This window comes from Streptomyces sp. NPDC048288 (assembly GCF_043201555.1).
Lineage (GTDB): Bacteria > Actinomycetota > Actinomycetes > Streptomycetales > Streptomycetaceae > Streptomyces.
Genome location: NZ_JBICZD010000011.1, coordinates 160,900 through 186,754, shown reverse-complemented (window position 1 = coordinate 186,754; position 25,855 = coordinate 160,900). Strand labels below are relative to the sequence as shown.

Here is a 25,855-nt window from a genome sequence, read left to right as displayed (position 1 = left end):
TTCTCCAGGAGCGGCAGCATGCGTAAACGGACCAAGATCTCGGCCGTCGTGCTCGGCGTGGCGACCGCCGGAGCCTTCGCGCTCTCCACCGGCGGCGCCAGCGGGCACGGCTACACCGACCTCCCCATCAGCCGGCAGAAGCTCTGCGCCAACGGCACGGTGACCAACTGCGGCGACATCCAGTGGGAGCCGCAGAGCGTCGAGGGCCCCAAGGGCTTCCCGGCCTCCGGCCCGGCCGACGGGCAGATCTGCAACGGCGGGCTGAGCAGGTTCGCCCAGCTCAGCTCGCCGACCACCCCGTCGGGCGGCGCCTGGCCGACGACCAGGGTGACGGGTGGCCAGTCGTACACCTTCCGCTGGCAGTTCACGGCGATGCACGCGACCACCGACTTCAAGTACTACGTCACCAAGCAGGGCTGGAACCAGAACCACGCCCTCGCCCGTTCGGACCTCAACACCACCCCGTTCCTCACCGTCCCCTACAACGGCCAGCGCCCGCCGGCCACCCTCAGCCACAGCGGCACCCTGCCGTCGGGGCTGAGCGGTCACCACGTGATCGTGGCGGTCTGGACGATCGCCGACACGGGCAACGCGTTCTACGCCTGTTCGGACGTCACGTTCTGACCGGCGTCGTTCGACGACTGGGTAACACCCGGCTGATCTGAGCTTCGCTTGAGGACCTGCCGCTGGTCAGAGGGGTACGTTCCCGCCACACCGGTCAGTCGGACCGGTGTTCGGAAGCGGGGGACTCTCATGGGCCTGGTGGAAGCGTTCTTCTACATCCTTCCCGGCGTCTTCGTCGTCGTCGGGGTCCTCGGGCTGGTCAGGACGCTGCGGCGGTCGAGCGAGATCAGCCGGACGTGGCGTCACGGGCGTACCGCCGAGGCACGCTGTCTGCGGTCCTACACGAGGACCAGCGGCGGTGGCGGGGACACGTCCGTGACGACCACGCTGCACCATGTCTACGAGTTCACGACGGCCGAGGGGCGGGTCGTCCGCTTCGACGAGGCGAGCGGGCGGTCGACCGTGGTCGAGGGTGACTTCGTGACGGTGTACTACCTGCCGGAGCACCCCGAGGGGGCGACGTCGCAGCCGCCCGCGCCGGGGAAGCTGGCGGTGGGGACCGGGTGCACGGTGGCGTTCTTCGGGGTGTTCATCGCGTTCGCGCTGGTCTTCATGGGGGTGGCGCACATCATGTTCTCGGCGGTGGGGGAGTTTGGGCCGTGAGGTCGTCGGTCGGGTGCGGGTGGGTGGGGGCTGGTCGCGCAGTTCCCCGCGCCCCTTCGGGGCGCTGCACTTCTGACGAGGTGTCAGTTACTGTGCCTCTCCATGGACGCCGAGATACGCACGATCGCTGAAGCGGTGGCCGCTCGGTGGGGTGACCACCGGCCGGGGTTGTGGTGCGGGGAGCGGGTGCTCACGCATCACGAGGTGGCGGGGGGTGCCGCGGCGCGGGCGGCGTTGCTGGCCGATCTGCTGCCCGCCGGTGCCGTGCCCCACGTCGGGGTGCTGCTCGACAACACACCGGAGTTTCCGCTGTGGCTGGGGGCCGCCGCGCTCGCCGGCGCCGCCGTGGCCGGGATCAATCCGACCCGGCGGGGGCCCGAGCTGGCCCGGGACATCCTGCACACCGAGTGCCCGGTGCTGGTGACCGAGCGGGCGTGGTTGCCGTTGCTGGGCGGGCTGGAGCTGCCCGGGGTGCGGGTCCTGGTCACGGACGAACCGGAGTACGGCGCGCTGCTCGCCCCCTACCTGGGCGTGTTTCCCGACGCGTCCCGGGCCGTTCCGGCCGATCGGATCCTGCTCTACTTCACCTCCGGTTCCACGGGGGCGCCGAAGGCCGCGCTCTGTTCGCAGGGGCGGCTGGCGGCGGCGGGGCGGTCGCTTGCCGGGCAGTTCGGGGTCGGGGCGGACGACGTGCACTACGTCTGCATGCCGATGTTCCACGGGAACGCGGTGATCGCCGACTGGGCGCCGGCGCTGGTGGCGGGAGCCGGGGTGGCGTTGCGGCGGCGGTTCTCGGCGTCGGGGTTCCTGGCGGACGTGCGGCGGTACCGGGCGACCTACTTCACGTATGTCGGGCGTGCGGTGCAGTACATCCTCGCCACCGAACCGCGCGCCGACGACCGGGACAACCCGCTGCGGCTCGGGTTCGGGACGGAGGCCGGCGCGGTGGACGCGGCGGCCTTCGGGGAGCGGTTCGGGGTCAGGCTGGTGGAGGGGTACGGGTCGTCCGAGGGTGGGGCGGCCGTGCAGTGGTCGGCGGGGACACCGGCGGGGGCGGTGGGGCGGGCGGCGGCCGGGCTCGTCGTACTCGACCAGGAGACGGGGGAGGAGTGCCCGGTGGCCGTCTTCGACTCCGGGGGGCGGCTGCTCAACGGGGAGGAGGCGATCGGGGAGCTGGTGAACCGGGCGCCGAACCCCTTCGAGGGGTACTGGCGGAACCCGGCGGCGGAGGCCGAACGGCGGCGGGGAGGCTGGTACTGGACCGGGGACCTGTTCTACCGGGACGGGGAGGGCTACCTGTACTTCGCCGGGCGCACCGACGACCGGATCCGGGTGGACGGGGAGAACCTGGCCGCCGCGATGATCGAGAACATCGTGGCGCGGTACGAGGGGGCGGACGCCGTCGCCGTGTACGGGGTGCCGGACCCGGTGACCGGGGACCAGGTGATGGCGACGATCGCCGGGCGGTTCGAGCCGCTGGACTTCGCCGAGTTCCTGCTGGCCCAGCCCGATCTGGGGACGAAGATGGCGCCCCGGTTCGTCCGGGTGGTGGAGCGGATGCCGGTGACGGCGACCAACAAGATCCAGCGGGCGGCGCTGCGGCGGGAGGGGGTGCGGTGTGCCGACCCGGTGTGGTGGCGGCCGCCGGGGGAGCAGACGTACCGCAGGCTGACCCCGGAGGACGCCGAAGGGCCCCTCGTGTCCACGAGAGGCCCTTCATCGGTGCGCCGCCAGGGACTCGAACCCCGGACCCGCTGATTAAGAGTCAGCTGCTCTAACCAACTGAGCTAGCGGCGCATGACTCCCGCCGACCGTGTGAATCTCTTCTCGCGGCTGGCGACGAAGAAAATACTACCTGGTCCGCGGGGGTGCTTTCGACCGGGTTCAGATCGCGAGGGAGAGCAGCACCGGGGCCGCGCTGCGGTTCAGGGCGTCGGCGGCCTGGCGGAGCCGGTGGGCGTGCTCCACCGGCAGGGAGAGGGCCAGGCAGCCCACGGACGAGCCCGCGGTGATCGGCACCGCCGCGCACACCGTGCCGATCGCGTACTCCTGGAGGTCCAGGACCGGGACCGTCGGCGGCTGGGCCGCCAGCCGGGAGAGCAGCAGCTTGTCGCTGGTGATGGTGCGCGAGGTGAGGCGGGCCATCTTGTGCCGGGAGAGGTGGTCGCGGCGGGCGTTGTGGTCGAGCTGGGTGAGCAGGCTCTTGCCGATCGCGGTGGCGTGCGCGGAGGAGCGGAAGTCCACCCACTCGTTGACCGCGGGGGTGGCCGGGCCGGCCGCGTACTGGCCGATCCTCACCTCGCCGTCGACGTACCGGCTGAGGTAGATCGCGGCGCCGACCGAGTCGCGCAGCCGGTCGAGGGTCTGCTGGAGCTGCTCGCCGAGGGCCTGCTCCCGCTCGTGCGCGGAGCCGAGGCGGCGCAGGGTCTCGCCGGTGATGTACGCGCCGTCGGCGACCTGCTCGACGTACCCCTCGCGGCGCAGCATGCGCAGCAGCGTGGTCAGCCGGTCGGGGTCCAGGCGGGTGAGACGGGCCAGTTCGGTGTCGGTGACGCCGGTGGAGTGCCCGGCCACCGTCTCCAGGACGCGGAGCGCGTCCTGGGCTGAGTGGTACGGGGCGGTCGGCTCGTGCTTCAGCGCCACGGTGGTCCCCCTGCGCTCGCTCGGCGTTGCTGCTTCGTCAGCACTGCTTGGGCCGCGATCCGGACTGCGGATCCTCTCCACGATAACGGGCAAGAGCCCGAAACGGAGGGGGTGTTGGCGAGATTCCAGCGCTCCCGCCTGCGGCAAAGACCCTCTGGCATATGCCAGAGGAATGCCCCGGCCGCCGGACCTCGGGTGATCGAGCGTTCACTTCCTGTAGTCACGGCGCCACGCGGGGAAACTTTTACGGCGCCGTACCGGGATATATCTACAGCACCGCGCCGAGGAACTCCCGCGTCCGCTCGTGCTCGGGCTCGTTGAAGATCCGCTCCGGCGGGCCCGCCTCGATGATCCGGCCCGCGTCGAACATCAGGACCTGGTCGGAGATGTCCCGGGCGAAGTTCATCTCGTGGGTCACGACCAGCATCGTGATGTCGGTGGTGCGGGCGATGTCCCTGAGCAGGTCCAGGACGCCCGCGACCAGCTCGGGGTCGAGCGCCGAGGTCACCTCGTCGAGGAGCAGCACCTTCGGCCGCATGGCCAGGGCCCGGGCGATCGCGACGCGCTGCTGCTGGCCCCCGGAGAGCCGGGTCGGCCTGGCGTCGGCCTTGTCGGCGAGGCCCACCAGGTCGAGCAGTTCCCGGGCGCGCGCCTCCGCCTCGTCCCTCGGCAGGCCGAGCACGGTCACCGGGGCCTCGGTGATGTTGCGCAGCACGGTCATGTTCGGGAACAGGTTGAACTGCTGGAAGACCATCCCGATCTTCTTGCGGACCTCCCGCAGCTCCTTCTCCGACGCCGGGAAGAGCCGCTGCCCGTCCACGGTGACGGTGCCGGAGTCCGGCTCGGTCAGGGTCATCAGCAGGCGCAGGATCGTGGTCTTGCCGGAGCCCGAGGGCCCGATCAGGGTGACGTGCCGGCCCGCCTGCACGCTCAGGTCGAGCCCGTCGAGGACGGTGTTGTCCCCGAACCGCTTGGTCACCCCTTCCAGGCGGATCAGCTCGGTGGGGGTCGTGTCGGTGGTACTCGGCTGCTTGCTGGTCTCAACGGACAAGGCGACGCTCCAGGGTGCGCAGGAGAAGGGAGGCGAGGTAGGAGATGACGATGAAGGCGACGCCGATCACCGTCACCGGCTCGGTGAACTGGAAGTGCTGCTGGGAGAAGAGCCGGGCCTGGCCGAGCATGTCCAGGACGGTGATCGACATCAGGATCGGCGTGTCCTTGAGCATCGAGATCACGTAGTTGCCGAGCGGCGGCACGACCCGGCGCAGCGCCTGCGGCAGGACGACCGCGAACCAGGTCCGCCGCGCGGGCAGGCTGAGCGCCGTCGCCGCCTCCCACTGGCCGGCCGGGACCGCCTCGATACCGGCCCGGTAGACCTGCATGGTGTACGTCGAGTAGTGCAGGCCGATCGCGAGGACACCGGTGGTCAGCGCGGAGAAGGTCAGCCCCCACTCGGGCAGCACGTAGAACAGGAAGAACAGCTGCACCAGCAGCGGGGTGTTGCGCACGAACTCGGTGACCGCCCCGACCGGCCAGCGCACCCACCGGGTCGGCGTCCGCATCAGCAGCGTCCACACCAGCCCCAGCGAGAACGAGATCAGCGAGCCGAGGACCAGCGCCTGCAGGGTGACCGCCAGGCCGTCCCAGAAGTGCGGCATGAACGCGCGCACGGCACTCCAGTCCCATGTCATACGACACCACCGACCCCGGTCGTCTCCCGGCGCTTGCGCGCCCGTGCCTCGAACTCGTTCCCCGGGTCCTTGCCGATCCCGGCCCTCAGCCGCTTCTCCAGACCGCGCATCAGCCGGGTGATGACGAACGCGATCACGAAGTAGACGAGGAGCAGATACGTGTAGATGTGCGCGCTCTCCTGCAGCGCCAGCCGCACCAGGTTCCCGCTGAACGCCAGGTCGCCCATGCCGGTGACGGACACCAGCGCGGTGCCCTTGAGGAGTTCGACGAGCAGGTTGCAGTAGGAGGGGATCATCTCCGGCACCGCCTGCGGCAGCAGGATCAGCCGCAGCCGCTGCCAGGGCGTGAAGCTGAGCGCGATCCCGCCCTCCTGCTGCGCCGGGTCGACCGCGTTCAGCGCTCCGCGCACGATCTCCGAGCCGTACGCGCCGTACGTCAGCCCCAGCGCGAGGGTGCCCGCCCACAGCGGCACCAGCTGCCAGCCGAAGGCGACCGGCAGCACGAAGAACACCCAGAAGATCATCACCAGCGCCGAGGTGCCGCGGAACACCTCGGTGTAGAAGCCGGCGAGGAAGCGCACGATCCAGTGCCGGTTCGTCCGCGCCACGCCCACCACCAGGGCGACGGCCGTCATCAGCAACCCGCTGAGCACGAGGAGCTGGACGGTGGTCCACACGCCCTTGAGCACGAGTTCCCACAGCCCCGAGGTCATCCGCTCTTGCCTCCCCCGCACAGCTCCTTCGCCGTCAGGTCGGTCATCTCGGCCCGGGTGAAGCCGAACGGCCGCAGGATCCGCAGCAGTTCACCGCTCCGCTTCAGCTTGCGCAGCTCCCCGTTGAAGGCGTCCCGCAGCCGCGTCTCCGCCGACCGGAACGCGAACGCGCCCCCGTCGACATGCGGTTTGCCGCCCACGAGCGGCGCGAACGCCTCGGTCGCCTCGGCCTTGGCGGACTTCTTGACGACCGCGCGGACGGTGACCGCGGTCCCGGCGAACACGTCGACCCGCCCCGCCTCCACGGCGTTCAGCCCGGCGACCTGGTCGGGAACGATCAGGATGTCGCTCTCCTCGTACCCGGCCTCGACCGCGTACTGGATCTCCGCGTAGCCCGTCCCCGTGGCGAACTTCGCCTTCTTCGCGACGACGTCCCGGTAGTCGTGCAGCCCCTTGGGATTGCCCTTCCGCACGACGAACGAGTCGAGCATCTGGTAGTCGGGATCGGCGAAGATCACCTGCGCGCACCGCTCCGGGTTGACGTACATCCCGGCGGCCACGACATCGAACTGCTGCGAATTCAGTCCGGGAATCAGCGAACCGAACTCGGTCGGCACCGGCTGTACCGAGTCGACCCCGAGCCGCTTGAAGACCGCCTTCGCCAACTCCGGTGCCTCACCGGTCAGATGGCCGTTCCTGTCGATGTATCCGAAGGGGATCTCACCGGCGATGCCGAGCCGCACGACCCCCTGGGCGCGCAGCCGTTGCAGCAGGTCACCGCCGTTGTCGGTGGACGCGGTGGCCACCCGTGTGCACCCGGCGGCGGCGAGTGCGCCGACGGCGGCGACACCCGCGAGCACGGCACGCCTACTTTGTCTGGATTCGTACCCAGATGTGTCTATGTCGTTCGCATGTGGTGGAGCCATGGCGGCGCGGCTACCCGGACCCAACCCACTTATGCACCATGGATTGCATGGGCAATCGACACCTCGAAGTCTCGCTGGTCAGCCGTGGCGTCACGGCCACCGCCCGCCTCCTCGACGACCGCGCCCCGCTCACCTGCGCCGCCGTCTGGGACGCCCTGCCACTGGCCGGGGACGTCTACCACGCCAAGTACGCCCGCAACGAGATCTACGCGCTTTTCCCGCCATTCGCCGCGACGGAACCGCCCCTGGAGAACCCGACCGTCACCCCCATCCCCGGCGACCTCTGCTACTTCTCCTTCGCCGGCACCGAGTTGGGCACGAAGGCCTACGGCTACGACCGCGAGGTGCGCGCCGGTACGACGGTGGTCGACCTGGCCCTCTTCTACGAGCGCAACAACCTGCTGCTCAACGGGGACGTGGGATGGGTGCCGGGGATCGTGTGGGGGCAGGTGGTGGACGGCCTCGCGGAGATCGCCGAGGCCTGCAACGACCTGTGGCGCACCGGGGCGGCGGGGGAGACGCTCAGCTTCCGGAGGGCATAGCCGCGACGCCCGCCGGTGCCGGGGCCACCCCCGCCTCGTACAGCGCGTGCGCGGCCCGCAGGACCAGGTCGTCGCGGTGGCGGGCGGCCACGAGCTGCAGGCCGACCGGCAGGCCGTCGGGGTCCGTCCCGACGGGGACCGTCGCGGCCGGCTGCTGGGTCAGGTTGAACGGGTAGGTGAACGGGGTCCAGCCGGTCCACCTGCGGTGGCCCGCGCCCTTCGGTACCTCCGCCCCCGCCTCGAACGCGGTGAGCGGCAGGGTCGGCGTCACCAGCAGGTCGTACCGCTCGTGGAAGAGACCCATCCGGCGGCCCAGGTCCATCCGGACGTCCACCGCCGCGAGATAGTCGAGCGCGCTCAGCCGGGTGCCCCGCCCGCAGATCTCCCGCAGCCCCGGGTCGAGTCGCGCCCGCTGCTCGGGGGAGAAACGCTGGGTCAGCCGGGCCGCGCCCGCGAACCACAGCGCGTGGAACGCCTCCACCGGGTCGCTGAAGTCCGGGTCGGCCTCCTCGACGTACGCGCCGAGCCCGGCCAGCTCCGCCACCGCCCGCCGTACCGCCGCCGCGACCGCCGGACGGACCGCCACCTGCCCGCCCAGCGAGGGGGAGAAGGCCACGCGCAGCCCGCGCACGCCCTCGCCGAGGGCCGCGGAGAAGGACCCCGGCGCGGGTCCCAGGGCCGACCAGTCGCGGGCGTCCGGTGTTCCGATCACGTCCAGGAGCAGCGCCGCGTCGGCCGCGTCCCGGGTCATCGGGCCCACGTGCGACAGCGTGCCGAAGGCGCTCGCCGGATAGAGCGGCACCCGGCCGTACGTCGGCTTCAGGCCGAAGATCCCGCAGAACGCGGCCGGGATACGGACGCTGCCGCCGCCGTCCGTCCCGAGGGAGAGCGGCGCGGCCCCCAGCGCGACGGCCGCCGCGCTGCCGCCGCTCGATCCGCCGGCGGTGCGCGAGGGGTCGTACGGGTTGCGGGTGATCCCCGAGAGCGGGGAGTCCGTGACGCCCTTCCAGCCGAACTCCGGAGTGGTGGTCTTGCCCACGAACACCGCGCCGTGCTCGCGCAGCCGGGCGACCGAGGGCGCGTCCTCGTCCCAGGACCCGGCCGCGGGGATCGTGCGGGAGCCGCGCAGGGTCGGGTGGCCGCGCAGCAGGAGGATGTCCTTGACGGTGACCGGGACCCCGTCGAGCAGACCCCTCGGCTCGCCCCGCCGCCACCGCTCCTCCGCCGCCCGCGCCTGCGCCCGCGCGTCCTCCTCCAGGAGACGGACGAAGGCGTTGACCTCCGGCTGGATCCGCGCCGCCCGTTCCAGGGCCGCCCGGGTGGCCTCCACCGGGCCGAACTCGCCCGTGCGGTAGCCGTCGAGGAGTTGACGGGCGGTGAGGTCGGTGAGCTCCATGGGCCCCTCCCGAGGGTCAGTGACCTGGCACGTATCCGCGTTGCTTGTCGACCACGTTCAGCAGAGATCTGCCCGCCGCCCACCGCTCGTACAACTCCACGAACTGACTGCCCAGTTCGTCCCGCCAGCCGACCGTGTCCCCGCTCATGTGCGGGGAGACGATCAGGCCGGGCACGTCCCACAGCGGGCTGTCGGCGGGCAGCGGCTCGGTCGCGAAGACGTCCAGGGCCGCGGCGGAGATCCAGCGCCGGGTCAGCGCCCGCACCAGCGCCTCCTCGTCGACCAGCTGCCCCCGGCCCACGTTGATGAAGCAGGCCGACGGCTGCATCACACCGAAGCGGTGCTCGTCGAACATGCCGTACGTCTGCTCGGTCAGCGGTGCGGCCGAGATCACCCAGTCCGCGCGGGACATCAGCCGGTCCAGGTCGGCGGGGCCGTGGATGCCGGTGCGCGGGACGCGGCCGACGAGGGCCGTGGTGATGTCGAGGGCCTTGAGCGTGCGGACGATCGCCCGGCCGATCGGCCCGGAGCCCACCACGCACGCGCGCGTGCCGCCCACCCGGCGCGCCTCCCGGTGCCGCCAGGTCCGCTCCCGCTGGAGGCCCAGGGTCCCCGGCAGGTCCTTGGCGACGGCCAGCACCAGCGCGGCCACGTACTCGGCGATCGGCCGGTCGAAGATCCCGCGCGCGTTGGTGACGACCGTGTCGGACGCGGCCAGCTCGGGGCACATGAGATGGTCCACGCCCGCGCTCGCCGTGTGCACCCAGCGCGGCCTGGGCCCCGCGCCGGGCCAGGCCGCACGAACGGCGTGCGAGGCGAAGTCCCAGACCAGCAGCACATCGGCCGACGGCAGCCGGGCCGCCAGGCCGGCCGCGTCCGTGCGGACGATCCGGGCGCGGCCGGTGAGCCGCCCCAGCCGCGGCGGCGGGTCGGCGTCGAGGACCAGCAGGGTGGGCACGGGCGGCGTCATTCGGGGTGGTCTCCCGGTGTCCGACAGCGTCTGACATGGGCGGACGCAAGGTCTCAGATGCGCGGATTGACCACGCTGGCACTCGAACCTACCTTCGTCAACACGGGCGTATCCGTCGACCGTTACCTCCTCGATCTCCAAGGTGAGGCCGGTGACTTCCCATGGACGTCTCCTTTCTGGGCGGACCTCGGCCCCAGCGCGGCGTGGGCGTCGTGGCGCCCTTCGACTTCGCGCTCGACCGCGAGCTGTGGCGCTGGGTGCCGGACGACGTCTCCCTGCACCTGACCAGGACCCCCTTCGTGCCGGTCGAGGTGAGTCTCGACCTGGCCCGGCTGGTCAGCGAGCACGAGACCCTCGGCGAGGCGGTCCGCGCGCTGACCGCCGTCGCCCCCGAGGTGGTCGCCTACGCCTGCACCTCCGGCAGCTTCGTCGGCGGGATCGCCGGGGAGCGCGCGATGTGCGAGGCGATGACCCGGTCCGGCGCCGTGCCGTCCGTGACCACCTCCGGAGCCCTCCTCGACGCGCTGACCGAGCTGGGCGTACGACGGCTCGCGCTGGTCACGCCCTACACGGTCTCGGTGACCCGGGTGCTGAAGGAGTACGTCGCGGAGGCGGGCGTACGGGTCGCCGGCTGCGCGTTCATGGGGCTGACCCGGCACATCTGGCAGGTGCCGTACCGGGACGTGGTGACCATGGCCCGGCGCGCGGTACGGCCCGGGGCCGCCGACGCCCTGTTCATCTCCTGCACCAACCTCCCCACCTACGACGTCATCCCCCAGCTGGAGGCCGAACTGCGCATCCCCGTCCTGTCGGCCAACCAGGTCACGATGTGGGCGGCGCTGCGCAGGCTGGGTACCCGAGCCGTGGGGCCGTACCAGGCGCTGATCCGTCACGGTGACGACCACCGGGACGGATCGGCGGCGTCGCGTGACTGGCCCGCACTGCCGGAAGAACAGCAGGAAGGGTGGACATGACAGCGCTCGGACTCCTCTACCCGGGGCACTCCGCCGAGGACGACTACCCCCGGATCGAACAGCTCCTGGGCAGCGACGTCCGGGTGGACGTCGTCCACACCGACATCGGCGAGGACGCGCACCGGGTGGACGCGCTGCGCGAGATGGGCGCCGAGGCGCGGCTGGCCGCCGGAGTGGCCCAGCTGCGGCTCGCGGGCGCCGACGCGGTGGTGTGGGCGTGCACCAGCGGGAGCTTCGTGTACGGCTGGGAGGGCGCCCAGCGGCAGGTCCGCGCCCTCGCCGCGGCCGCCGGGATGCCCGCCTCCTCCACCTCCTTCGCCTTCGTGCGCGCGGCACGGGAGCTCGGGGTGCGGCGGGTGGCGGTCGGCGCGACCTACCCGGACGACGTGGCCGCCCTCTTCGCCGACTTCCTGCGGGCCGCGGGCCTGGAGGTGGCCGGGGTCCGCTCCTCGGGGATCGTCACGGCGGCGGAGGTGGGCACGTGGGGGGAGGAGGAGGTCCTCACCCTCGCGCGTGCCGCGGACGCCTCCGGCGCGGAGGCCGTGCTGCTCCCGGACACCGCCCTGCACACGGCGGCGCACCTGTCCCTCCTGGAGAAGGCGCTGTCGAAGCCGGTGCTCACGGCGAACCAGGTGACCGTCTGGGAGGGCCTGCGGCTGGCGGACCGCCGAGTGAACGCGCCGGCGCTGGGCACCCTGTTCACCCGCGAGCCCCTCGTGCAGGTCTGACCCGGTCGCTTTCAGTGCCGGGCAGCGCAGCCGACCAAGGGGCGCGGGGAACTGCGCGACCAGCCCCCACCCACCCGCAGCCGCGATATGACAGAGAGCCCAGGAATAAGCGGAGCCATCCTCCTGTTATCGCCCCCCAGGACAGTTCACGGCCGCTAAAGCAGGAGGCTCTCACCGTGTCGGCAGACGAGATCCGGGGCATCACGCACGGGACGGCCCCCGTCCCCCTCTCCGTACTGGACCTGGTGACCGTGGGCACCGGCAGTACCGCCACCGACGCCCTGCGCACCAGCGCGGCGCTCGCGCGGCTCACCGAGGCGCGCGGTTTCCACCGGTACTGGGTCGCCGAGCACCACTCGATGCCCGGGGTGGCGTCCTCGTCGCCGGCGGTGATCCTCGCCCACCTCGCCGCGCACACGGAGCGGATCCGGCTCGGCTCGGGCGGTGTCATGCTGCCCAACCACGCGCCGCTCGTGATCGCGGAGCAGTTCGGCACGCTGGAGGCGCTGGCGCCGGGGCGGGTCGACCTGGGGCTCGGGCGGGCGCCCGGCACGGACGGGGCCACCGCCGCCGCGCTGCGCCGCACCCAGACCCTGGGCGAGGGCGCCGACGACTTCCCGCAGCAGCTCGCCGAGCTCACCCGGTTCCTGGACGACGACTTCCCGGACGGGCACCCGTACCGGAGGATCCACGCGATCCCCGGCCCGGTCCAGGCCACCACCCCCGGCGGGGCGCAGTCGCCGCACCGGCCGCCGATCTGGCTGCTCGGCTCCTCCGGCTTCAGCGCCCGGCTCGCCGGCATCCTCGGGCTGCCGTTCGCCTTCGCGCACCACTTCTCCGCGCAGAACACCGTCCCGGCCCTCGACCTGTACCGCGAGTCCTTCAGCCCGTCCGCCGTCCTCGACGAGCCCTACGCCCTCATCGGCGTCTCCGTGCTCGCGATGGACGACGAGCGCGAGGCCCGGCGCCAGGTGCGGGCCGGCGCGCTGAACATGCTGCGGCTGCGCACCGGACGGCCGGGGCTGTTCCCCGACCCGGACGAGGCCGAGAAGCACGAGTTCTCCCCGATGGAGGAGGAGTTCGTGCACTCCTGGACCTCCAACATCGTGCACGGCACCGCCGACGAGGTCCGCGCCGGTCTCGACGACCTGCAGAAGCGCACCGGCGCCGACGAGTTGATGCTCACCTCGCACGCCCACCGCGGCGAGCTGCGGCTGCGCTCCTACGAACTGGTCGCCGACGCCTACGGGTTGCCGACCGGGGTGTCCGCGTAGCTCCGGGTGCCCAGCAGCTCGGAGATACGATCCGGCGCCACCGGCCGGGAGTAGAGCCACCCCTGGCCGGTGTCGCAGCCGATGTGGCGCAGGCGGGAGGCCTGCGCCGAGGTCTCCACGCACTCGGCGGTGACGGTGAGGCCGAGGCGGTGGGCCAGTTGGATCATTGCCTCGACCACGACCTCGTCCGCCGGGTTCGGGCGGTCGCCCGGGTCGTCGTACTGGAAGCCCCTCACGAACGAGCCGTCCAGTTTGAGGACGGAGACCGGGAGGCGGCTGAGGTAGGCGAGGTTCGAGTAGCCGGTGCCGAAGTCGTCGATGGCGATGCGGACGCCCATGTCGCTGAGGGCCTGCAGGGCCTGGAGGGGGCGGCCCGCCGAGCCCATGACCGCCGACTCGGTGAGCTCCAGTTGCAGCAGGTGCGGGGCGAGGCCGGTCTCGGCCAGTGTCTCGGCCACGTCCGCGACCAGGTCGGAGTCCCAGACCTGGCGGACGGCGACATTGACGCTGACGAAGATCGGCGGCTCGCCGGGGTGGTCCAGCTGCCAGCGGCGGGCCTGCCGGCAGGCGGTGGTCAGGGCCCAGCGGCCGAGCGGGACGATCGAGCCGTCCTCCTCGGCAATTCCGATGAACCGATTCGGCGTCAGCGTGCCGAACTGCGGGTGGTTCCATCGGATCAGCGCCTCGACACCGCGCAGCCGGCCGTCGTCCATGCCCACCAGCGGCTGGTACTCCAGGGTGAACTCGCCGCGCTCGATGGCCGGTCGGAGCGTGGAGGAGAGCGCCTGGCGGGTCACCAGGTGCGCGTTGCGCTCCGGGTCGAACAGCGTCCAGCGGGACTTGCCGTCGGCCTTCGCCCAGTACAGCGTGGTGTCGGCGGCCTGCATCAGGCCGGTGGCGGTGGTGCCGGCCGCGTGCCGCTCCACCACGCCGATCGACGCCGAAAGGGACAGCCGCTGGCCGGCCAGGTCGAACGGCGCCTGGAGGGCCGCCAGCGCCGACTCGGCCAGGTCGGCCAGCTGCTCGGTGCCCGTGGAGTCCTCGACCAGCAGGGCGAATTCGTCGCCGCCGAGCCGGGCCACCAGCGGTGCCCCGGCCCGCGCGAAGCCGGCCTCGTCGGCGACCCGGGTCAGCCGTTCGGCGACGGCGGCCAGCAGCCGGTCGCCGATCCGGTGGCCGAGGGTGTCGTTGACCGCCTTGAAGCCGTCCAGGTCCAGATAGCACAGGCCGATCCGGCCGGTGCCGCTCTGCTCGTACGCCTCCGCCTCCAGCGCGGCCGACAGCCGCTCGAAGAACAGCGTCCGGTTGGGCAGCCGGGTCACCGGGTCGTGCATCTGCAAGTGGCGCAGCCGGGCCTGGAGTTCACGGCGCTCGCTGATGTCGGAGACCGAGAGCAGGACGCCCGGTCGCGTCTTCGACAACGGGGCGATGGTCACCTGGACCCACAGCGAGTGCCCGTCGGGGTGCTTCAGCCGGCGGGTGCAGCGCAGCTTGGCCTGCCGGCCGCGCAGCACCTCGCGGTACGCGTGCCAGGTACGGGCGTCGGAGGCCAGGTCCACCAGATCCGCGGCGACCCGCCCGGTCAGCCCGGCCGGGTCGGCACCGATCAGGGTGCCGAACGCCTCGTTGGCGGTGGTGACATGGCCTTCGCGGTCGACGACGGCCATGGGCAGCGCGGCGGCCGTGAAGGCGTGCTCGTAGGTGTTCGGGTCGGTCGTCTCGTCGTACGACTTCTGATAGCTCTTGTCACTCTCTGTGACGGCGGACCGGTCGAGGTCTGCCGCGGGCGTCGGCCCTTCGGACGTTCCGCTCACCGCTCGCTCCCGCAGTGCACTCGATCTCTGTCCGTGCAGGAAAGTGTGCCGATCATAGAGGCTGGCCCGAGGGCCTTCCAGCCACTGTCCAGTGTCCACGATGAAGCACCGGTTCTGACAGATCGTTTCTGCCCGCACCTGGACGGGTTCTTGAGGCGCCCGACCACTTGTGACGTTCCGTGAGTGTGTCGGGGTGTCGGCCGTTCGGGTCTCCCCGTGGTGAGCAGGGGGTTCCTCACCCTTCTGGTGCAGATAAACAGGTCATAACGCGACAAACTCACACAGGCTGGGTGGCGGTGTCCCGCGAACCGCCCCGGAGGTCCTTCCGTGCCGCGTCTCCCGCTGCGCAGCACCGCCGCCGTGTCCACCACGATGGCGGCGCTCGTCGCGACGACGATCCTGACCGGACCGTCGGCCGCCGAGCCGTTCTCCACCGCCCCCTGTGCCCTGCCCCGCACCGACGCGCACCACTCCGAGGGCGTCGACACCTGGAACGCGGCCTACACCCGCCCGACCCAGCCGCTTTCGGCCGTGATGGTGTTCCTGTCCTTCCCGGACTCACCGCCCCGCACCACCCCCGCGGAGCTCGCCGCCGACCACTTCCCGGCCACCAGCCGGTACTACGAGCAGGCCTCCTACGGGAAGTTCACCATCCGGCCGCACCCGCTGACGCACTGGCTGAGAATGCCCAGGCCGTCGGTCGCCTACGGGATACAGCGGGACTGGAGCATCGCCCTCCGGGCCGCCTACCTGCGGGACGCGTTCGCGGCGGCCGACCGGGAGGTCGACTTCAAGCGCTACGACATCGTGTACTTCGTCGCCGACCCGGACGCGCCCGGCGTGGACTCCGACGCCACGAAGGTGGTCAATCTGACGACCCCGTTCCATGTGGACGGCACGGATGTCCGCCGGGTCGTCACCGTCTTCGAGAAGCATCCGCCGGACCGGCTGGTTCTCGCCCATGAGACCGGTCATGTCTTCGACCTCCCCGACCTCTACCACCGTCCGGTGGACGGCAAGGGCGACTGGGACACCTATGTCGGCGACTGGGACCTGATGGGCAGCCAGTTCGGGCTCTCGCCGGATCTGTTCGGCTGGCACAAGTGGAAGCTGGGATGGCTGGATCCGCGCCAGGTGGCGTGCGTCCGGGGGGCCGGGCCGACCCGGCTCACCCTGGAACCGCTCTCCGCCGGACCGGGCGGCCCGGCGCAGGGTGCGGCGGGCGCCCCGGCCTTCGGGCTCGGCGACGGCACCAAGCTGGCGGTGGTCCGCACCGGGCCGGACAGCGCGCTGGCCTTCGAGGCGCGCGGCACCCTGGGCAACGACAGCGCGGCCTGCCGGGAGGGCATCCTCGTCTACCGGGTCCGCGACGAGACCGCCTCCGGCGGCGGCCCCGTCGAGGTGATCGACGCCCACCCGCACACGGAGGCCTGCTGGGAGAACTCGGTCTACCCGCCGCTGGCCGACGCCCCGGTCGCCCTCGGCGAGACCTTCACCGTGCCGGGTGACGGCGTGAAGGTGGAGGTGGAGGGGCGGACGGCGTCCGGGTCCTGGAACGTGCGGATCACGCCGGGGCCGCTGGCGTGAGTGAGCCGCGGTGACCGCAGAAAAGCCCGAAGGCCAAGCTCACAGGAGCTTGGCCTTCCGGCTACTTCGCGTGCGCCGCCAGGGACTCGAACCCCGGACCCGCTGATTAAGAGTCAGCTGCTCTAACCAACTGAGCTAGCGGCGCCTGCTGACGTCGTAGACCTTAGCATCCTGATCGGCGGGAGGAAAAATCGAAATCCGCACGGCCGAGCGGGCCGCCCGGACGGCCGCCCAGAGCAGGATCTCCGGCCCGGGGAGCCATGGGTGCCGGGTGTCCGGGGCGACCAGCCAGCGGGTGCCGGCGGGGGCGGGGGACCGGTCCGCGTTCAGCGCCGGGACGGTCACCGCGTCGCCGGTGCCGTGGCAGAGCAGCGGCGGTACGGCCTGGCCGCGGCCGCCCCACTCCTCCCAGCCCAGCAGCGAGGGCAGTCGGGCGGCGGTGCCGGGGGCGGCGAACAGGAGCATGCGGCCCCGGAACACCGCGACCGGTCCGGAGCCGGGCCCCTCGTCCCACAGCCGGTCCAGCATCCGGCGGCCGAACAGCGCCGGGGTGTTCACCACGTCGAACGCCGTACCGCAGGGCAGTACGACCGGGGCGTCCGGCCGCTCCTCCCAGAGGGCGAGCGTGCTCCGCGGATACGTTCCAGCGGAGGCGAGCCAGGCGGCTCCTTCGGGGGTGACCCCGGCCGCGTCGGAGCGGTCGCCGGGGCCACGGAGAGGCGTCTCGTGCGGTGTGCTGCTCGTCGGACTGCTCATGGGAGATTGATACCCATCGTGAGCTGCCGCTCGCCGTGAGTTGCGGAAAATCGGGACGGGATCGGGCGCAGGAGGGTATCTTGCCCGCCTGGCATATGCCTCGCCGCTAGACGGGCTCGGCCGACTCGGCCCCCTCCGCCCCCCTCAGCAGGTCCCGGCCGAACTCGACCATCTTCTTCGCGTAGTCCTCGGTCCACTCGGCCCGCTCGGCGATGTCCGCCGGGGTCAGACGGTCGAACCGGCGCGGGTCCGCGAGCTGGGCGGCGGCCATCGCCTGGAACTCCACCGCCCGGTCGGTGGCCACCCGGAACGCCTGGGTCAGCTCCGTCGCACGGCTCAGCAGCGTCCCGGGGTCGTCCAGCGACTCCAGGCCGAAGAAGTGCTCCGGATCGGCGACCGCCTCCACAGGCTCGAAGAGCAGGGGCGCGGGGCGTCGCCGCGGTTCGTTCCGACGCGGCGTGGGCTCCGCCATGTCTGGTCCTCCTCGTACGGTTCGGTGCCAACGGTTCGATGGGCCACCGTCCATTGTCTCGCGCCCGCGCAAGGGGACCCTGAGGCCGAGGGATGACTGTGCGCTCGGCCCGTCACGGCCGCCAGGCCACCCGGTGCTCGGCCAGGTGTGCCAGGACCGCGTGGTTCGCCTCCCATCCGTCCGGGAACTTCACGAGGGTGCCCAGCTGGACCGGTTCTGTGGAGGGGTAGTCGTCGAGGAGGTCGGTGACGCCGGCTCGGCAGACGACGATGCAGGAGTGGCGGTGGCGGGAGGCGAGGACGCAGAGGCGGCCGGTCTCCAGGTGGAAGGCGGTGGCGTCGGGGCGGCCGGAGAGCGGGTGGAGGACCACGGTCACGTCGTACTCGCGGCCCTGGAGACGATTCGCCGTGTCGACCGTGACATCGCTCACGCCCAGCTCCGTGAGGGCCGCGCGGACCGCCGCCGCCTGGTCCCGGTGGGCCGTGCCGACCGCGATCCGGTCCGCGGTCAGGGGCGTGGCGTCCGGTGACCGTTCGGAGAGGGCCGCGCCGCCCCGGTCGAGCAGCCGTCGTACCACCGTCGCCACCGCCCGGACCGCCTCGGGGTCGGTGCGCGGGGTGTGCCGGGCGGGGAGCTCCAGCAGGCCCCAGCCGGACTCGGCCGCCTCGTCGATCACCCGGTCGGGTCCTGAGCCGTCGGAGGGGACGGCGAGGGTGAGGCGGCGGTCGCCGTGGCCGGTGCCGCTGCGGAACGGGGTGTACGGGTAGAACGCGCCGGAGACCAGCGGGGCCGCGGACGCGGGCAGCCGCCAGGAGACCGGGAGGCGGTGCTGGGGGAGGCCCGGGTTGTGGGCGAGGAGGGTGGAGACGGCGGACGCCGAGGGGTCGTACGACAGGCCCGCCCACTGCTCGCTGCCCACGATCGCGAACGGGTCCAGCTGGCCGGGGTCGCCCACGAACAGCGCCCGTTCGAACAGCCCGGCCACGGCGAGCAGCGAGTCCGAGCGCATCTGGTACGCCTCGTCGACGATCGCGTGCCGCCAGGGCTCGTCCACCTGGACGTGCGCCCACTTCGCGGCGGTGGACAGCACGACCGGCGCCTCCCTGAGGTCGGCCGCCTTCGCCGACTTGCGGACGTTTCGCAGGTCGTCCAGCGCCTTGTCGTACGGGTCGGCGTCACTGCTGTGCAGGCGGCCGACGAGCAGCTCCGGGTTCTTCTCGGCGAGCCGCAGGACGAGGTCGTCGACCTGGGCGTTGGTCTGCGCGACCACCATCAGCGGGCGGCCCGCGTCGGCGAGTTCCAGCGCCGCGCGGACCACCAGCGTGGACTTGCCGGCGCCCGGCGGGGAGTCCACGACCACGCCCCGGTCGGTGCCGTTCAGGGTGTCGTGGAGGATCGCGGCGGTGGCGCGGGCGGCTTCGGCGCCCGGGTCGAAGGCCGTGGTCGTCACAGGACGTCCTCCCGGGTCGTGGCGTCGGGGGCCTCCGGCGGGGCCTCGCCGGGCGGGCCGCCGTGTGTCCACGGGGTCGCCTCCGGGTCGGGCAGCTTCGCCCCGCCGCGCTGCTCGTGTTCGAACAGGGTGAAGGTGAGCCGGTCGCCCTTCTCCGGGACCGAGCCCTCCTCCGGCTCCTTGCCGCGGCCCATCTTGTCCAGGACGCGCAGCACCAGGATCCCCTCGCCCTCGGACCCGACGAACTCCATGGACTGCGGCTTGCCGCCGAGCGAGCGGTACGCCTTCGCGCGCTCGCCCAGGTACGGCCGGTCCTCGGTGCGCACGGTCACCAGTGGGCGCGGGCTGGGCCGCTTGCCCTCGCTGTACGCCATGACGACATCGAGGACCTCGCCCGCGAACGCCTCCCCGGACAGCCGCCGTCCCGCCATCACCAGCGGGTCGTCGAGCGCCTCCTGGGCGTCCAGGCGGGCCTGTTCGCGCTCGCGCGTGGCCAGCTTGTTGGCGGCGGTGACCGCGTCGTCGCGGCGCGGCTGCGGGGGCTCGCCCGCCAGGACGCGGTCCCGGTGGCTGGTGAACGACCAGCGGTCGCGCGTCCACCGCTCCTCGACCCGGGCGCCCTCGGGCAGCCCGCGCAGCAGGTCGAGGCCGCGCCAGACCGCGTCCCAGGTGGGCCGGGTGCGGCTCTCGACGAGGTCGCGGATCTCCCGCTCGGCGGCGGTGAGGATCGCCAGCCGGTCGTCGGCCTGCAGACCGTCCTCGGCGGTGGCCAGGGCGGTGCGGGCGCGGTCGTAGCGCTCGAAGGCGGGGGCCAGCAGCTTGTTGTCGAAGGCGGGGTCGGTGGCGGGCCCGGCCGGCGGGCACACCAACTGGCCGTCGGGGTCCCGGGCGAGCTCGGCCACGCGCGCGGCCGCCGCGCCCGTGCTGCCCCGCGGAGGGTCGATCCAGGCGAGCAGCGCGCCCAGGTGCTGGTCCTCGATGCCGGACTGGCCGGTGGCCCAGTGCCGGGACAGCAGGTCCGTCATGGCGAGCAGCAGCGAGGAGCCGGGGACGCGGGCGCGCTCGCCGAAGTGGGTGAGCCAGCGGCCGAGCAACGGCACCCGGGGCGGGGCCGGGAAGGGCGCCTCGGGGTCCTGCTCCGCCGTGCGCCGGAACCGCGTCGAGCGGCCCAGCAGCCGTACGTACTCGATGCCCGCGCGGCCCGGGACGATCAACTGGGGCGCGTCCGCGCACAGTTCGACCTCGACCTTGACCCGCTTGCCGGTCTCCGGGTCGGTCTCGGTGCGCTCGGCGGCCTCGACGGTCCCGGCGTAGGAGTCCAGGTACGGCAGGACGGCGTCGGCGAGTTCGGCGAGGAAGGCGAACCGCAGGTCGCGGTCGCGCGGCTGGGGTACGACCAGCAGGCGCGGGGCGTCCCGGTCGGTGCCGACGAGCGCGCCGAGCGGGGCCCCGGCCTCACCGGCCGTGGTGAGCGGCACGAGGACGAGAGGGTGCTCGGAGACATGCCGGTGGCGGACGGTGGCAGCGGTCCGGGCGGTGCCGGTGCTCACGGCTTCGAGGCGGGCCAGGGTGGTGATCAGGGACACGGGACCCCCAGGGCCTCCGCGCGCAGCGCCGCCGCCCTGCGCAGTGCCGCGACCGCCGGGTCGGCGGCGTCGCCGCTCTCGCCCCGGGCCGCCGACAGCACGTCCTCGACCGTGGCCAGCCCGCCCAGTTCGGCGCGGACCGCGCGGCCGAGCGTGGTCACCTCGTCGGCCGCGCGGGACCGCTGCCGGCAGTGGAAGGCCAGCTCGCAGGCGGACAGGCACTCGGGGGCGTAGGTCGCCGGGACCGCTTCGACGGCCGCCGTGAGCTGCTCGGCGGGCAGGCCGGGAGCGAAACAGGTGCCCTCGGGGAGGGCGTCGGCGATGTCCTGGACGCGGGTGAGGCGGGCCAGTTGGCGGGCGGTGACCGCGCGCTGCTTGCGGACGTCCACGGCGGAGGCGGTGGGCAGGTTGGAGAAGTCCTTGGGGCAGACCAGCAGCACGTCGTGGCGCACGCGCGGGGCCGGGTCGAGCCGGGCCGCGACCTCTTCGAGGGCGAGGACGTACACCGCCGCCTGCCGGGCGGCCGCGCCCACCTTCGCCGGGTCGGCGGAACCGTCCAGCATCGGGAACGACTTGATCTCCACGACCGTCCAGCTGCCGTCCGGGTGCACCACCACCGCGTCCGGCTCCAGGAAGGCGGGGGAGCCGGCCACCTCCAGCGCCAGCATCGGATGGTCGAGCAGGACCCAGCCGCCGCCCTGGCCGCCCTGGCCGCTCTCACTGCCTTCGCCGTCCTCGCCGTCCTCGCCGTCCTCGCCGTCCTCGCCGTTCTCGGCGGGCTCGGCGGCCGTCGCGGCCTCGCGCAGTGCCAGGGCGGTGCGGGCCGTGCGGCCCTCGGGGCCGATCGCGGACAGATCGGGTACGGCGGCGGCCCGCCCGGTCGGCTCGGCCGGCTCGGCCCCCGGATCGAGGTGCTCGCGCACCAGCCGCAGCAGCTCCGCCCCGCCGTCCGCCTTCACCTTCGCCTCGAAGGCGTTGCCCCGGGTCAGCGCGAACTGCGACTGGCCGAAGGCCGACGGCGCGCCGAGGGCGCCCGCCAGCGCGGTCTTGTCCACCCCGGCGCCGTCCAGGATCGCGCGCCGTCTGCACCCCGGGTTCGCGGCGAGCGCGGCGAGGGCGCGCGCGTCGAGGGCCTTGGCGGGGACGTCGGGGCCGCGCAGCTCAGCGAGCCGGTGCCGGAGCGCCGTCCCCCGCGTCTGTGGGGGCAGCGTCCGGTTCGGCGCCGGAGGCGAGCCGGGACTCGCGCTGCGATGGAATTCGCTCACCCGCCGAAGTCTGGCATCCGGCACTGACAATCGGGGAGCCTGCGCCTTCCGAGCGCGCTGCGACGAGGGAGGCGCGCGGGGTGATCCGCCGCCGGACCAGATCGGCGGCCCGCATCACGTACGGCGCGAGCAGGAAGCCGGCGCCCATGACGACGGCGCCCGCGACCGCGTCCAGGAAGTAGTGGTTGGCGGTGCCCATGACCACCAGCGCGGTCAGCACCGGGTAGGCCACACCGAGCACCTTGGTCAGCCGGTTGTTGCCGTACCGCCACAGCATCACCCCGCACCACAGCGCCCAGCCGCAGTGCAGGCTCGGCATCGCCGCGTACTGGTTGGTCATGCCGCCCAGACCGCGCGGGGCGCTGGCGTCGCCGCCCCACCAGCCGTAGGAGCTGTACTGGGCCATCGTGTCGACGAACCCGTACTTCGCGTCCAGCAGCCGGGGCGGGCAGGTGGGCAGCAGGGTGAAGCCGATCAGGCCGATGAACGTGGACGTCATCAGCCAGGTGCGGGCCCGGCGGTAGGCCTCGGCGCGCCGGCGGAACAGCCAGACCAGGATCACCGGGGTGACCAGGTAGTGCAGCGAGGCGTACCAGAAGTCGGCCGGTACGCCGAGCCACGCCTCGTGCGTGAAGAGCCGGTTGAGCGGATGCTCGGCGTTGAGGCGCAGGTCCTTCTCGATGCGCAGGATCGCCAGACCGTGGTCGACGGCGGTGGTGGTGTCCCCGCGCGCGAGCAGGCGGCCGGCCGAGTAGCAGCCGTACACCAGCAGGATCAGCGGCAGCTCGGTCCACCAGCGCAGCCGGGTTCTCGCAGTCACCTCGGTGCCCGGTATCTCGGTCTGCGGCATCCGACTGCCTCCCCCTTCTCGTCCCTGTCTGCGCGGCGACCGGCGGGCCGACCGTGACACTTTACGTTGCGCGTGTTCCCGCCCATGCGGGGTGCTCAGCCCTCAAAGACGCGGAGAACGCCCACCGGGTTGCCCGTTCCCGGCGCGTTCCCAGCGTGGGTGATGATGGAGGTGTCCCGCTTCCGAATTTCTTCCGAAAGGTTCGTCCTCCATGGCACCGCGCATCCTGCTGGCCCGGCACGGACAGACGCAGTGGTCGCTGTCCGGCAAGCACACCGGCAGGACCGACGTACCGCTCCTGGAGGAGGGGCGCCGGGGCGCCAAGCTGCTCGGCGAGCGCCTGCACCGGCCGCCGCTCGACGGCCTCGCCGACGCCGAGGTCCGCACCAGCCCGCTGGCACGCGCGCGCGAGACCTGCGAACTCGCGGGCTTCGGCGACCGCGCGACCCCCTGGGACACGCTGATGGAGTGGGACTACGGCGCGTACGAGGGCCTGACCCCCGCGGAGATCCAGTCCTCCCGGCCGGGCTGGCTGATCTGGCGCGACGGCGTGCCCGACGGGGAGTCCCTGACCGAGATGACCGCGCGCGCCGACGAGGTGGTCTCCTGGGCCCGCTCGGCCGACCGCGACGTCCTCGTCTTCGCCCACGGCCACATCCTGCGGTCGATCGGAGCGCGCTGGCTGGGCCTCCCGCTGGACTTCGCGGCACGGATCAGGTTGAACCCGACGTCGCTGTCCGTGCTGGGCTGGGCCTACGGGGAGCCGGCGATCGAGAGCTGGAACGACTTGGGGCACCTGGCCGGCTGACCCTGGCAGGACCTGCCCCGTCAGGGGCGCGGGGCTGTGTCGATGTGCGGCTGCCGCCGCGTGGGCGCGACCAGCCCCCACTCACCCGCAGCCGAGACCCGGCCCTACACAACCCTCGGCGTGGACGTGTGCCGGTCCAGGAACTCCTGGACACCGCCGGCCCGCCGGTGCGGCAGCAGTACGCGTGCCGTTCCCGCCAGCATCCCCTGGATCCGCGACGACTGCACCTGGTCCAGAAGGTCGAGCACCCGCATCCCCGCCCGCGCCGCCTCGTCCGGGTGGCCGCCCCGCGCGAGGTCGTCGGCGAGTTCCGCCGTGTACAGCGCGATGTTCCGCGTGAAGTGCGGATCCTGCAGCTCGGCGGCCCGGCGCGCGTGCCGCGCGGCACGCGGCCAGTCGCCCAGCATGGACCAGCACTGCGCCTCCAGCCCCTCCAGCTCGGCCTCCCCGTAGAAGCTCATCCACTCGGGGTCGGACTCCGAGTGGCCCCGCTCGAAGAGGGCCTGGGCACGGGCCAGCGCCTGCTCGCAGCCGGTGCGGTCGGCGAGCCCCGCCCAGCCGCCCGCCTCGCGCAACGCGAGGAGCGACATCAGCCGGGCCGAACCCAGCGGGCGCCCGACGCGCTGCGCGGCCTGGGCGGCACGGACCGCCTCCCGGGGGCGCCCGGCGTCCCGCGCCAGGAACGCCGTGTTGCAGAAGGCGTGCGCCTCCAGCCCCGGGTCCCCGGTCATCCGCGCCGTCGCCAGCGCCTCCGCGTAGTGCGAGCGGGCGTCGTCGAAGCGGCCCGAGTCATGGGCCAGCCAGCCCACCGAGATGGCCAGTTCACCGGCGCCCGAGTGCAACCGCTCGGCGGTCGTCTGCCGGGTCGCGCCCGCGTCAAGGAGCGCGTACGCCGCGCGCAGCGGAGCCGCCGCGCGCCGGTACAGCCCGTCCGCGCCGTGCCGGTCGTCCAGCAGCCGGATCCGGCGTACGGCCTCCTCCAGGGCGGCCGCGTGCGAGGACCCGGCGCGGCGCACCGGCCGGTCCGCCGCCACGGCGTCGATCGTGGACCCCAGGGGTCCCAGCGTGGCGGCGGCCACGGTGGCGCCCCCGCCGGTCATGAATAGGCGACGCAGCACGTCGCTCTCCTCGTAGTTGTCGTGCGTCTCGTACGGGTCCTGCGGGTCGTCATACGGCTCGACGGCCCCTTGCGTCTCACCTCGCATGAGGGAGAGGGGCACGTCCTCCGGCGACCGTGCCCCGCGTCCGCGAACGGACGACCGGGGCGCGAAGCCGAGGTCGGCGAGCGTGCGACCGGGGAACATGTGGAGGAACACCCGTTCGTACGCGTAGTTCGGGCAGCGGATCTCACCCGCCTCGACCCGGCCGATGTAGCGCGCGTCACAGCTCACCCGCTCGCCGATCTCGCGGGCGGCACGCCGTACCAGCGCGGCGAACTCGGCCGGCGAGTGCCGGCCGCGCAGCTGCCGGAAGGCGAGGTTCGGCCGTACCGGCCGATCGGGCTGCGACGAGGTCGTGGTTGACGACGCCATGGCCGGGTCCTCTCGTGCGAACCGTCGAACCATGCCGGACTCATGGTGAGTTGTCCGAGTGGACCCTTGATTCCGGCGGGCAAGAACGTACCTGCTGTGTTGGACCCGTGACGCTGGGTTTGGCTACAAACCGGATATCTCATCCACGATCTGCCATGAACTGCCATCCTTTGCGGCTGACTTCCGCCGTAGCCGTTGACGCGGTGGCGCGTTGGACGTCATGGACTGCAAGAGGGCTGCGCGGTGGAGGCCGGGATGGAGACCAGCCAGAGCAACGATCCTTGTGACGACGCGGGATGCGACCTCGTGACGGTGCCGGCCCGGCAGGGCCTGGAGGCGGTCGACATCCTGCGCCGGGGGGCCGGGGACGCGGTGGGGCCCGTCCTCCACGACGACGGGGGCGACACCCTCGGCTTCGTGGTGCCGGCCGGTACGGCGGAGGGCTGGGACGTCCCCGGCTCCACCTGCACGTGCACCGAGACCGACGGGCGGGGGCTGCGGCTCAACCCCGAGCCGCCGGTCGAGGGCTCCGACTGGCTGCTGCCGCCCGGCGAGGCCGACCTCGCGACGGATCCCGCGGTGCTGCGCCGGGCGCTCGGGGAGGCGGCCCGGATGATCGAGGCCGCGGACAGCTGCCGCTGAATTTCCCCC

25 protein-coding genes and 2 tRNA genes are annotated in these 25,855 nt (G+C 72.7%); 10 read left to right on the top strand and 17 right to left on the bottom strand.

What is annotated here, in order from left to right; genetic code table 11:
• Window positions 1-18: 18 nt before the first annotated feature.
• From ACGFZS_RS35095 to ACGFZS_RS35085, 3 genes are all read left to right on the top strand, one after another.
• Complete coding sequence (locus tag ACGFZS_RS35095) at window positions 19-624, top strand: lytic polysaccharide monooxygenase (RefSeq protein ID WP_390977017.1); 606 nt, start codon at window positions 19-21, stop codon at window positions 622-624.
• A 129-nt stretch (window positions 625-753) separates the two neighbouring features.
• The gene (locus tag ACGFZS_RS35090; protein ID WP_393798481.1) at window positions 754-1,227 is read left to right on the top strand and encodes a DUF3592 domain-containing protein; all 474 of its coding nucleotides are present in this window, start codon (window positions 754-756) and stop codon (window positions 1,225-1,227) included.
• A 102-nt stretch (window positions 1,228-1,329) separates the two neighbouring features.
• Entirely contained in the window at window positions 1,330-2,985 is a 1,656-nt protein-coding gene (locus ACGFZS_RS35085; protein ID WP_393533663.1) for an AMP-binding protein, read from the top strand.
• Here ACGFZS_RS35085 and ACGFZS_RS35080 read toward each other — a convergent pair.
• From ACGFZS_RS35080 to ehuB, 6 genes are all read right to left on the bottom strand, one after another.
• Window positions 2,951-3,024: transfer RNA gene (locus tag ACGFZS_RS35080), tRNA-Lys, on the bottom strand. The two genes, ACGFZS_RS35085 and ACGFZS_RS35080, sit on opposite strands and share 35 nt — an antisense overlap.
• Before the next feature lie 87 nt (window positions 3,025-3,111).
• The gene (locus ACGFZS_RS35075; RefSeq protein ID WP_393798480.1) at window positions 3,112-3,870 is read right to left on the bottom strand and encodes an IclR family transcriptional regulator; all 759 of its coding nucleotides are present in this window, start codon (window positions 3,868-3,870) and stop codon (window positions 3,112-3,114) included.
• Between the two features lie 268 nt (window positions 3,871-4,138).
• Window positions 4,139-4,921 (bottom strand): ectoine/hydroxyectoine ABC transporter ATP-binding protein EhuA, encoded by a 783-nt coding sequence (gene ehuA / locus ACGFZS_RS35070; RefSeq protein WP_393798479.1) that lies wholly within the window; start codon window positions 4,919-4,921, stop codon window positions 4,139-4,141.
• Entirely contained in the window at window positions 4,911-5,561 is a 651-nt protein-coding gene (ehuD, locus tag ACGFZS_RS35065) for an ectoine/hydroxyectoine ABC transporter permease subunit EhuD (protein ID WP_393798478.1), read from the bottom strand. The genes ehuA and ehuD overlap by 11 nt, the downstream gene beginning before the upstream one ends.
• The gene (gene ehuC, locus ACGFZS_RS35060) at window positions 5,558-6,274 is read right to left on the bottom strand and encodes an ectoine/hydroxyectoine ABC transporter permease subunit EhuC (protein WP_393798477.1); all 717 of its coding nucleotides are present in this window, start codon (window positions 6,272-6,274) and stop codon (window positions 5,558-5,560) included. Before ehuC ends, ehuD begins: the two co-directional genes overlap by 4 nt.
• Window positions 6,271-7,200: an ectoine/hydroxyectoine ABC transporter substrate-binding protein EhuB gene (ehuB, locus tag ACGFZS_RS35055; protein WP_393798476.1), complete on the bottom strand. Its 930-nt coding sequence runs from the start codon at window positions 7,198-7,200 to the stop codon at window positions 6,271-6,273. The genes ehuC and ehuB overlap by 4 nt, the downstream gene beginning before the upstream one ends.
• Before the next feature lie 47 nt (window positions 7,201-7,247).
• Here ehuB and ACGFZS_RS35050 point away from each other — a divergent pair, with 47 nt between their 5' ends.
• A complete protein-coding gene (locus ACGFZS_RS35050; RefSeq protein WP_393798475.1) occupies window positions 7,248-7,742 on the top strand; it encodes a DUF3830 family protein in 495 nt (164 codons plus the stop codon).
• Here ACGFZS_RS35050 and ACGFZS_RS35045 read toward each other — a convergent pair.
• Complete coding sequence (locus ACGFZS_RS35045; RefSeq protein WP_393798474.1) at window positions 7,723-9,138, bottom strand: amidase; 1,416 nt, start codon at window positions 9,136-9,138, stop codon at window positions 7,723-7,725. The genes ACGFZS_RS35050 and ACGFZS_RS35045 overlap by 20 nt on opposite strands.
• 16 nt (window positions 9,139-9,154) lie before the next feature.
• Window positions 9,155-10,108: a D-2-hydroxyacid dehydrogenase gene (locus ACGFZS_RS35040; protein ID WP_393798473.1), complete on the bottom strand. Its 954-nt coding sequence runs from the start codon at window positions 10,106-10,108 to the stop codon at window positions 9,155-9,157.
• Window positions 10,109-10,269: 161 nt separating this feature from the next.
• On the opposite strand from ACGFZS_RS35040, the gene ACGFZS_RS35035 reads away from it, so the two are divergent.
• From ACGFZS_RS35035 to ACGFZS_RS35025, 3 genes are all read left to right on the top strand, one after another.
• Window positions 10,270-11,082, top strand: coding sequence for an aspartate/glutamate racemase family protein (locus ACGFZS_RS35035; protein WP_365682131.1), 813 nt, complete (start codon window positions 10,270-10,272; stop codon window positions 11,080-11,082).
• Window positions 11,079-11,810, top strand: a complete 732-nt coding sequence (locus ACGFZS_RS35030; RefSeq protein WP_393798472.1) for an aspartate/glutamate racemase family protein — start codon at window positions 11,079-11,081, stop codon at window positions 11,808-11,810. Before ACGFZS_RS35035 ends, ACGFZS_RS35030 begins: the two co-directional genes overlap by 4 nt.
• Before the next feature lie 176 nt (window positions 11,811-11,986).
• Window positions 11,987-13,084: an LLM class flavin-dependent oxidoreductase gene (locus tag ACGFZS_RS35025; RefSeq protein WP_393798471.1), complete on the top strand. Its 1,098-nt coding sequence runs from the start codon at window positions 11,987-11,989 to the stop codon at window positions 13,082-13,084.
• Here ACGFZS_RS35025 and ACGFZS_RS35020 read toward each other — a convergent pair.
• Window positions 13,054-14,898, bottom strand: a complete 1,845-nt coding sequence (locus ACGFZS_RS35020) for a putative bifunctional diguanylate cyclase/phosphodiesterase (RefSeq protein ID WP_393660508.1) — start codon at window positions 14,896-14,898, stop codon at window positions 13,054-13,056. The genes ACGFZS_RS35025 and ACGFZS_RS35020 overlap by 31 nt on opposite strands.
• 372 nt (window positions 14,899-15,270) lie before the next feature.
• Between ACGFZS_RS35020 and ACGFZS_RS35015 the strand changes: the two genes are divergently transcribed.
• Window positions 15,271-16,485: a M6 family metalloprotease domain-containing protein gene (locus ACGFZS_RS35015; protein WP_393798643.1), complete on the top strand. Its 1,215-nt coding sequence runs from the start codon at window positions 15,271-15,273 to the stop codon at window positions 16,483-16,485.
• 71 nt (window positions 16,486-16,556) lie between these two features.
• Here ACGFZS_RS35015 and ACGFZS_RS35010 read toward each other — a convergent pair.
• The 7 genes from ACGFZS_RS35010 to ACGFZS_RS34980 all read right to left on the bottom strand — a co-directional run bounded on the left by ACGFZS_RS35010 (window position 16,557) and on the right by ACGFZS_RS34980 (window position 22,864).
• Window positions 16,557-16,630, bottom strand: a tRNA-Lys gene (locus tag ACGFZS_RS35010).
• The gene (locus tag ACGFZS_RS35005) at window positions 16,621-17,241 is read right to left on the bottom strand and encodes a bifunctional DNA primase/polymerase (protein ID WP_393660507.1); all 621 of its coding nucleotides are present in this window, start codon (window positions 17,239-17,241) and stop codon (window positions 16,621-16,623) included. Before ACGFZS_RS35005 ends, ACGFZS_RS35010 begins: the two co-directional genes overlap by 10 nt.
• A 106-nt stretch (window positions 17,242-17,347) precedes the next feature.
• Window positions 17,348-17,713, bottom strand: coding sequence for a hypothetical protein (locus ACGFZS_RS35000; RefSeq protein WP_393660506.1), 366 nt, complete (start codon window positions 17,711-17,713; stop codon window positions 17,348-17,350).
• 112 nt (window positions 17,714-17,825) lie between these two features.
• Complete coding sequence (locus tag ACGFZS_RS34995; RefSeq protein WP_393798470.1) at window positions 17,826-19,163, bottom strand: AAA domain-containing protein; 1,338 nt, start codon at window positions 19,161-19,163, stop codon at window positions 17,826-17,828.
• Window positions 19,160-20,749 carry a hypothetical protein gene (locus tag ACGFZS_RS34990; protein ID WP_393798469.1) on the bottom strand — a complete coding sequence of 530 codons (1,590 nt, stop codon included), beginning with the start codon at window positions 20,747-20,749 and terminating at the stop codon, window positions 19,160-19,162. Before ACGFZS_RS34990 ends, ACGFZS_RS34995 begins: the two co-directional genes overlap by 4 nt.
• Complete coding sequence (locus ACGFZS_RS34985) at window positions 20,740-21,957, bottom strand: hypothetical protein (RefSeq protein ID WP_393798642.1); 1,218 nt, start codon at window positions 21,955-21,957, stop codon at window positions 20,740-20,742. Before ACGFZS_RS34985 ends, ACGFZS_RS34990 begins: the two co-directional genes overlap by 10 nt.
• A complete protein-coding gene (locus ACGFZS_RS34980) occupies window positions 21,911-22,864 on the bottom strand; it encodes a phosphatase PAP2 family protein (protein WP_393798468.1) in 954 nt (317 codons plus the stop codon). Before ACGFZS_RS34980 ends, ACGFZS_RS34985 begins: the two co-directional genes overlap by 47 nt.
• 211 nt (window positions 22,865-23,075) lie before the next feature.
• Here ACGFZS_RS34980 and ACGFZS_RS34975 point away from each other — a divergent pair, with 211 nt between their 5' ends.
• Window positions 23,076-23,672: a histidine phosphatase family protein gene (locus ACGFZS_RS34975; RefSeq protein ID WP_393660503.1), complete on the top strand. Its 597-nt coding sequence runs from the start codon at window positions 23,076-23,078 to the stop codon at window positions 23,670-23,672.
• Between the two features lie 104 nt (window positions 23,673-23,776).
• Here ACGFZS_RS34975 and ACGFZS_RS34970 read toward each other — a convergent pair whose 3' ends face one another.
• Window positions 23,777-25,204 carry a hypothetical protein gene (locus ACGFZS_RS34970; protein WP_393798467.1) on the bottom strand — a complete coding sequence of 476 codons (1,428 nt, stop codon included), beginning with the start codon at window positions 25,202-25,204 and terminating at the stop codon, window positions 23,777-23,779.
• A gap of 255 nt (window positions 25,205-25,459) precedes the next feature.
• Between ACGFZS_RS34970 and ACGFZS_RS34965 the strand changes: the two genes are divergently transcribed.
• Window positions 25,460-25,846, top strand: coding sequence for a hypothetical protein (locus ACGFZS_RS34965; RefSeq protein ID WP_359215598.1), 387 nt, complete (start codon window positions 25,460-25,462; stop codon window positions 25,844-25,846).
• The last annotated feature ends 9 nt before the right edge of the window (window positions 25,847-25,855 follow it).

Coding starts and splice junctions, on each gene's coding strand:
- ACGFZS_RS35015 (WP_393798643.1), top strand. CDS start 15,271: ATGGCGGCGCTCGTCGCGACGACGATCCTGACCGGACCGTCGGCCGCC.
- ACGFZS_RS34975 (WP_393660503.1), top strand. CDS start 23,076: ATGGCACCGCGCATCCTGCTGGCCCGGCACGGACAGACGCAGTGGTCG.
- ACGFZS_RS35005 (WP_393660507.1), bottom strand. CDS start 17,241: ATGAGCAGTCCGACGAGCAGCACACCGCACGAGACGCCTCTCCGTGGC.
- ACGFZS_RS34980 (WP_393798468.1), bottom strand. CDS start 22,864: ATGCCGCAGACCGAGATACCGGGCACCGAGGTGACTGCGAGAACCCGG.
- ACGFZS_RS35035 (WP_365682131.1), top strand. CDS start 10,270: ATGGACGTCTCCTTTCTGGGCGGACCTCGGCCCCAGCGCGGCGTGGGC.
- ehuD (WP_393798478.1), bottom strand. CDS start 5,561: ATGACATGGGACTGGAGTGCCGTGCGCGCGTTCATGCCGCACTTCTGG.
- ACGFZS_RS35095 (WP_390977017.1), top strand. CDS start 19: ATGCGTAAACGGACCAAGATCTCGGCCGTCGTGCTCGGCGTGGCGACC.
- ACGFZS_RS35085 (WP_393533663.1), top strand. CDS start 1,330: ATGGACGCCGAGATACGCACGATCGCTGAAGCGGTGGCCGCTCGGTGG.
- ACGFZS_RS34970 (WP_393798467.1), bottom strand. CDS start 25,204: ATGGCGTCGTCAACCACGACCTCGTCGCAGCCCGATCGGCCGGTACGG.
- ACGFZS_RS35000 (WP_393660506.1), bottom strand. CDS start 17,713: ATGGCGGAGCCCACGCCGCGTCGGAACGAACCGCGGCGACGCCCCGCG.
- ACGFZS_RS34965 (WP_359215598.1), top strand. CDS start 25,460: ATGGAGACCAGCCAGAGCAACGATCCTTGTGACGACGCGGGATGCGAC.
- ehuB (WP_393798476.1), bottom strand. CDS start 7,200: ATGGCTCCACCACATGCGAACGACATAGACACATCTGGGTACGAATCC.
- ACGFZS_RS35040 (WP_393798473.1), bottom strand. CDS start 10,108: ATGACGCCGCCCGTGCCCACCCTGCTGGTCCTCGACGCCGACCCGCCG.
- ACGFZS_RS35090 (WP_393798481.1), top strand. CDS start 754: ATGGGCCTGGTGGAAGCGTTCTTCTACATCCTTCCCGGCGTCTTCGTC.
- ACGFZS_RS35050 (WP_393798475.1), top strand. CDS start 7,248: ATGGGCAATCGACACCTCGAAGTCTCGCTGGTCAGCCGTGGCGTCACG.
- ACGFZS_RS35045 (WP_393798474.1), bottom strand. CDS start 9,138: ATGGAGCTCACCGACCTCACCGCCCGTCAACTCCTCGACGGCTACCGC.
- ACGFZS_RS35030 (WP_393798472.1), top strand. CDS start 11,079: ATGACAGCGCTCGGACTCCTCTACCCGGGGCACTCCGCCGAGGACGAC.
- ehuC (WP_393798477.1), bottom strand. CDS start 6,274: ATGACCTCGGGGCTGTGGGAACTCGTGCTCAAGGGCGTGTGGACCACC.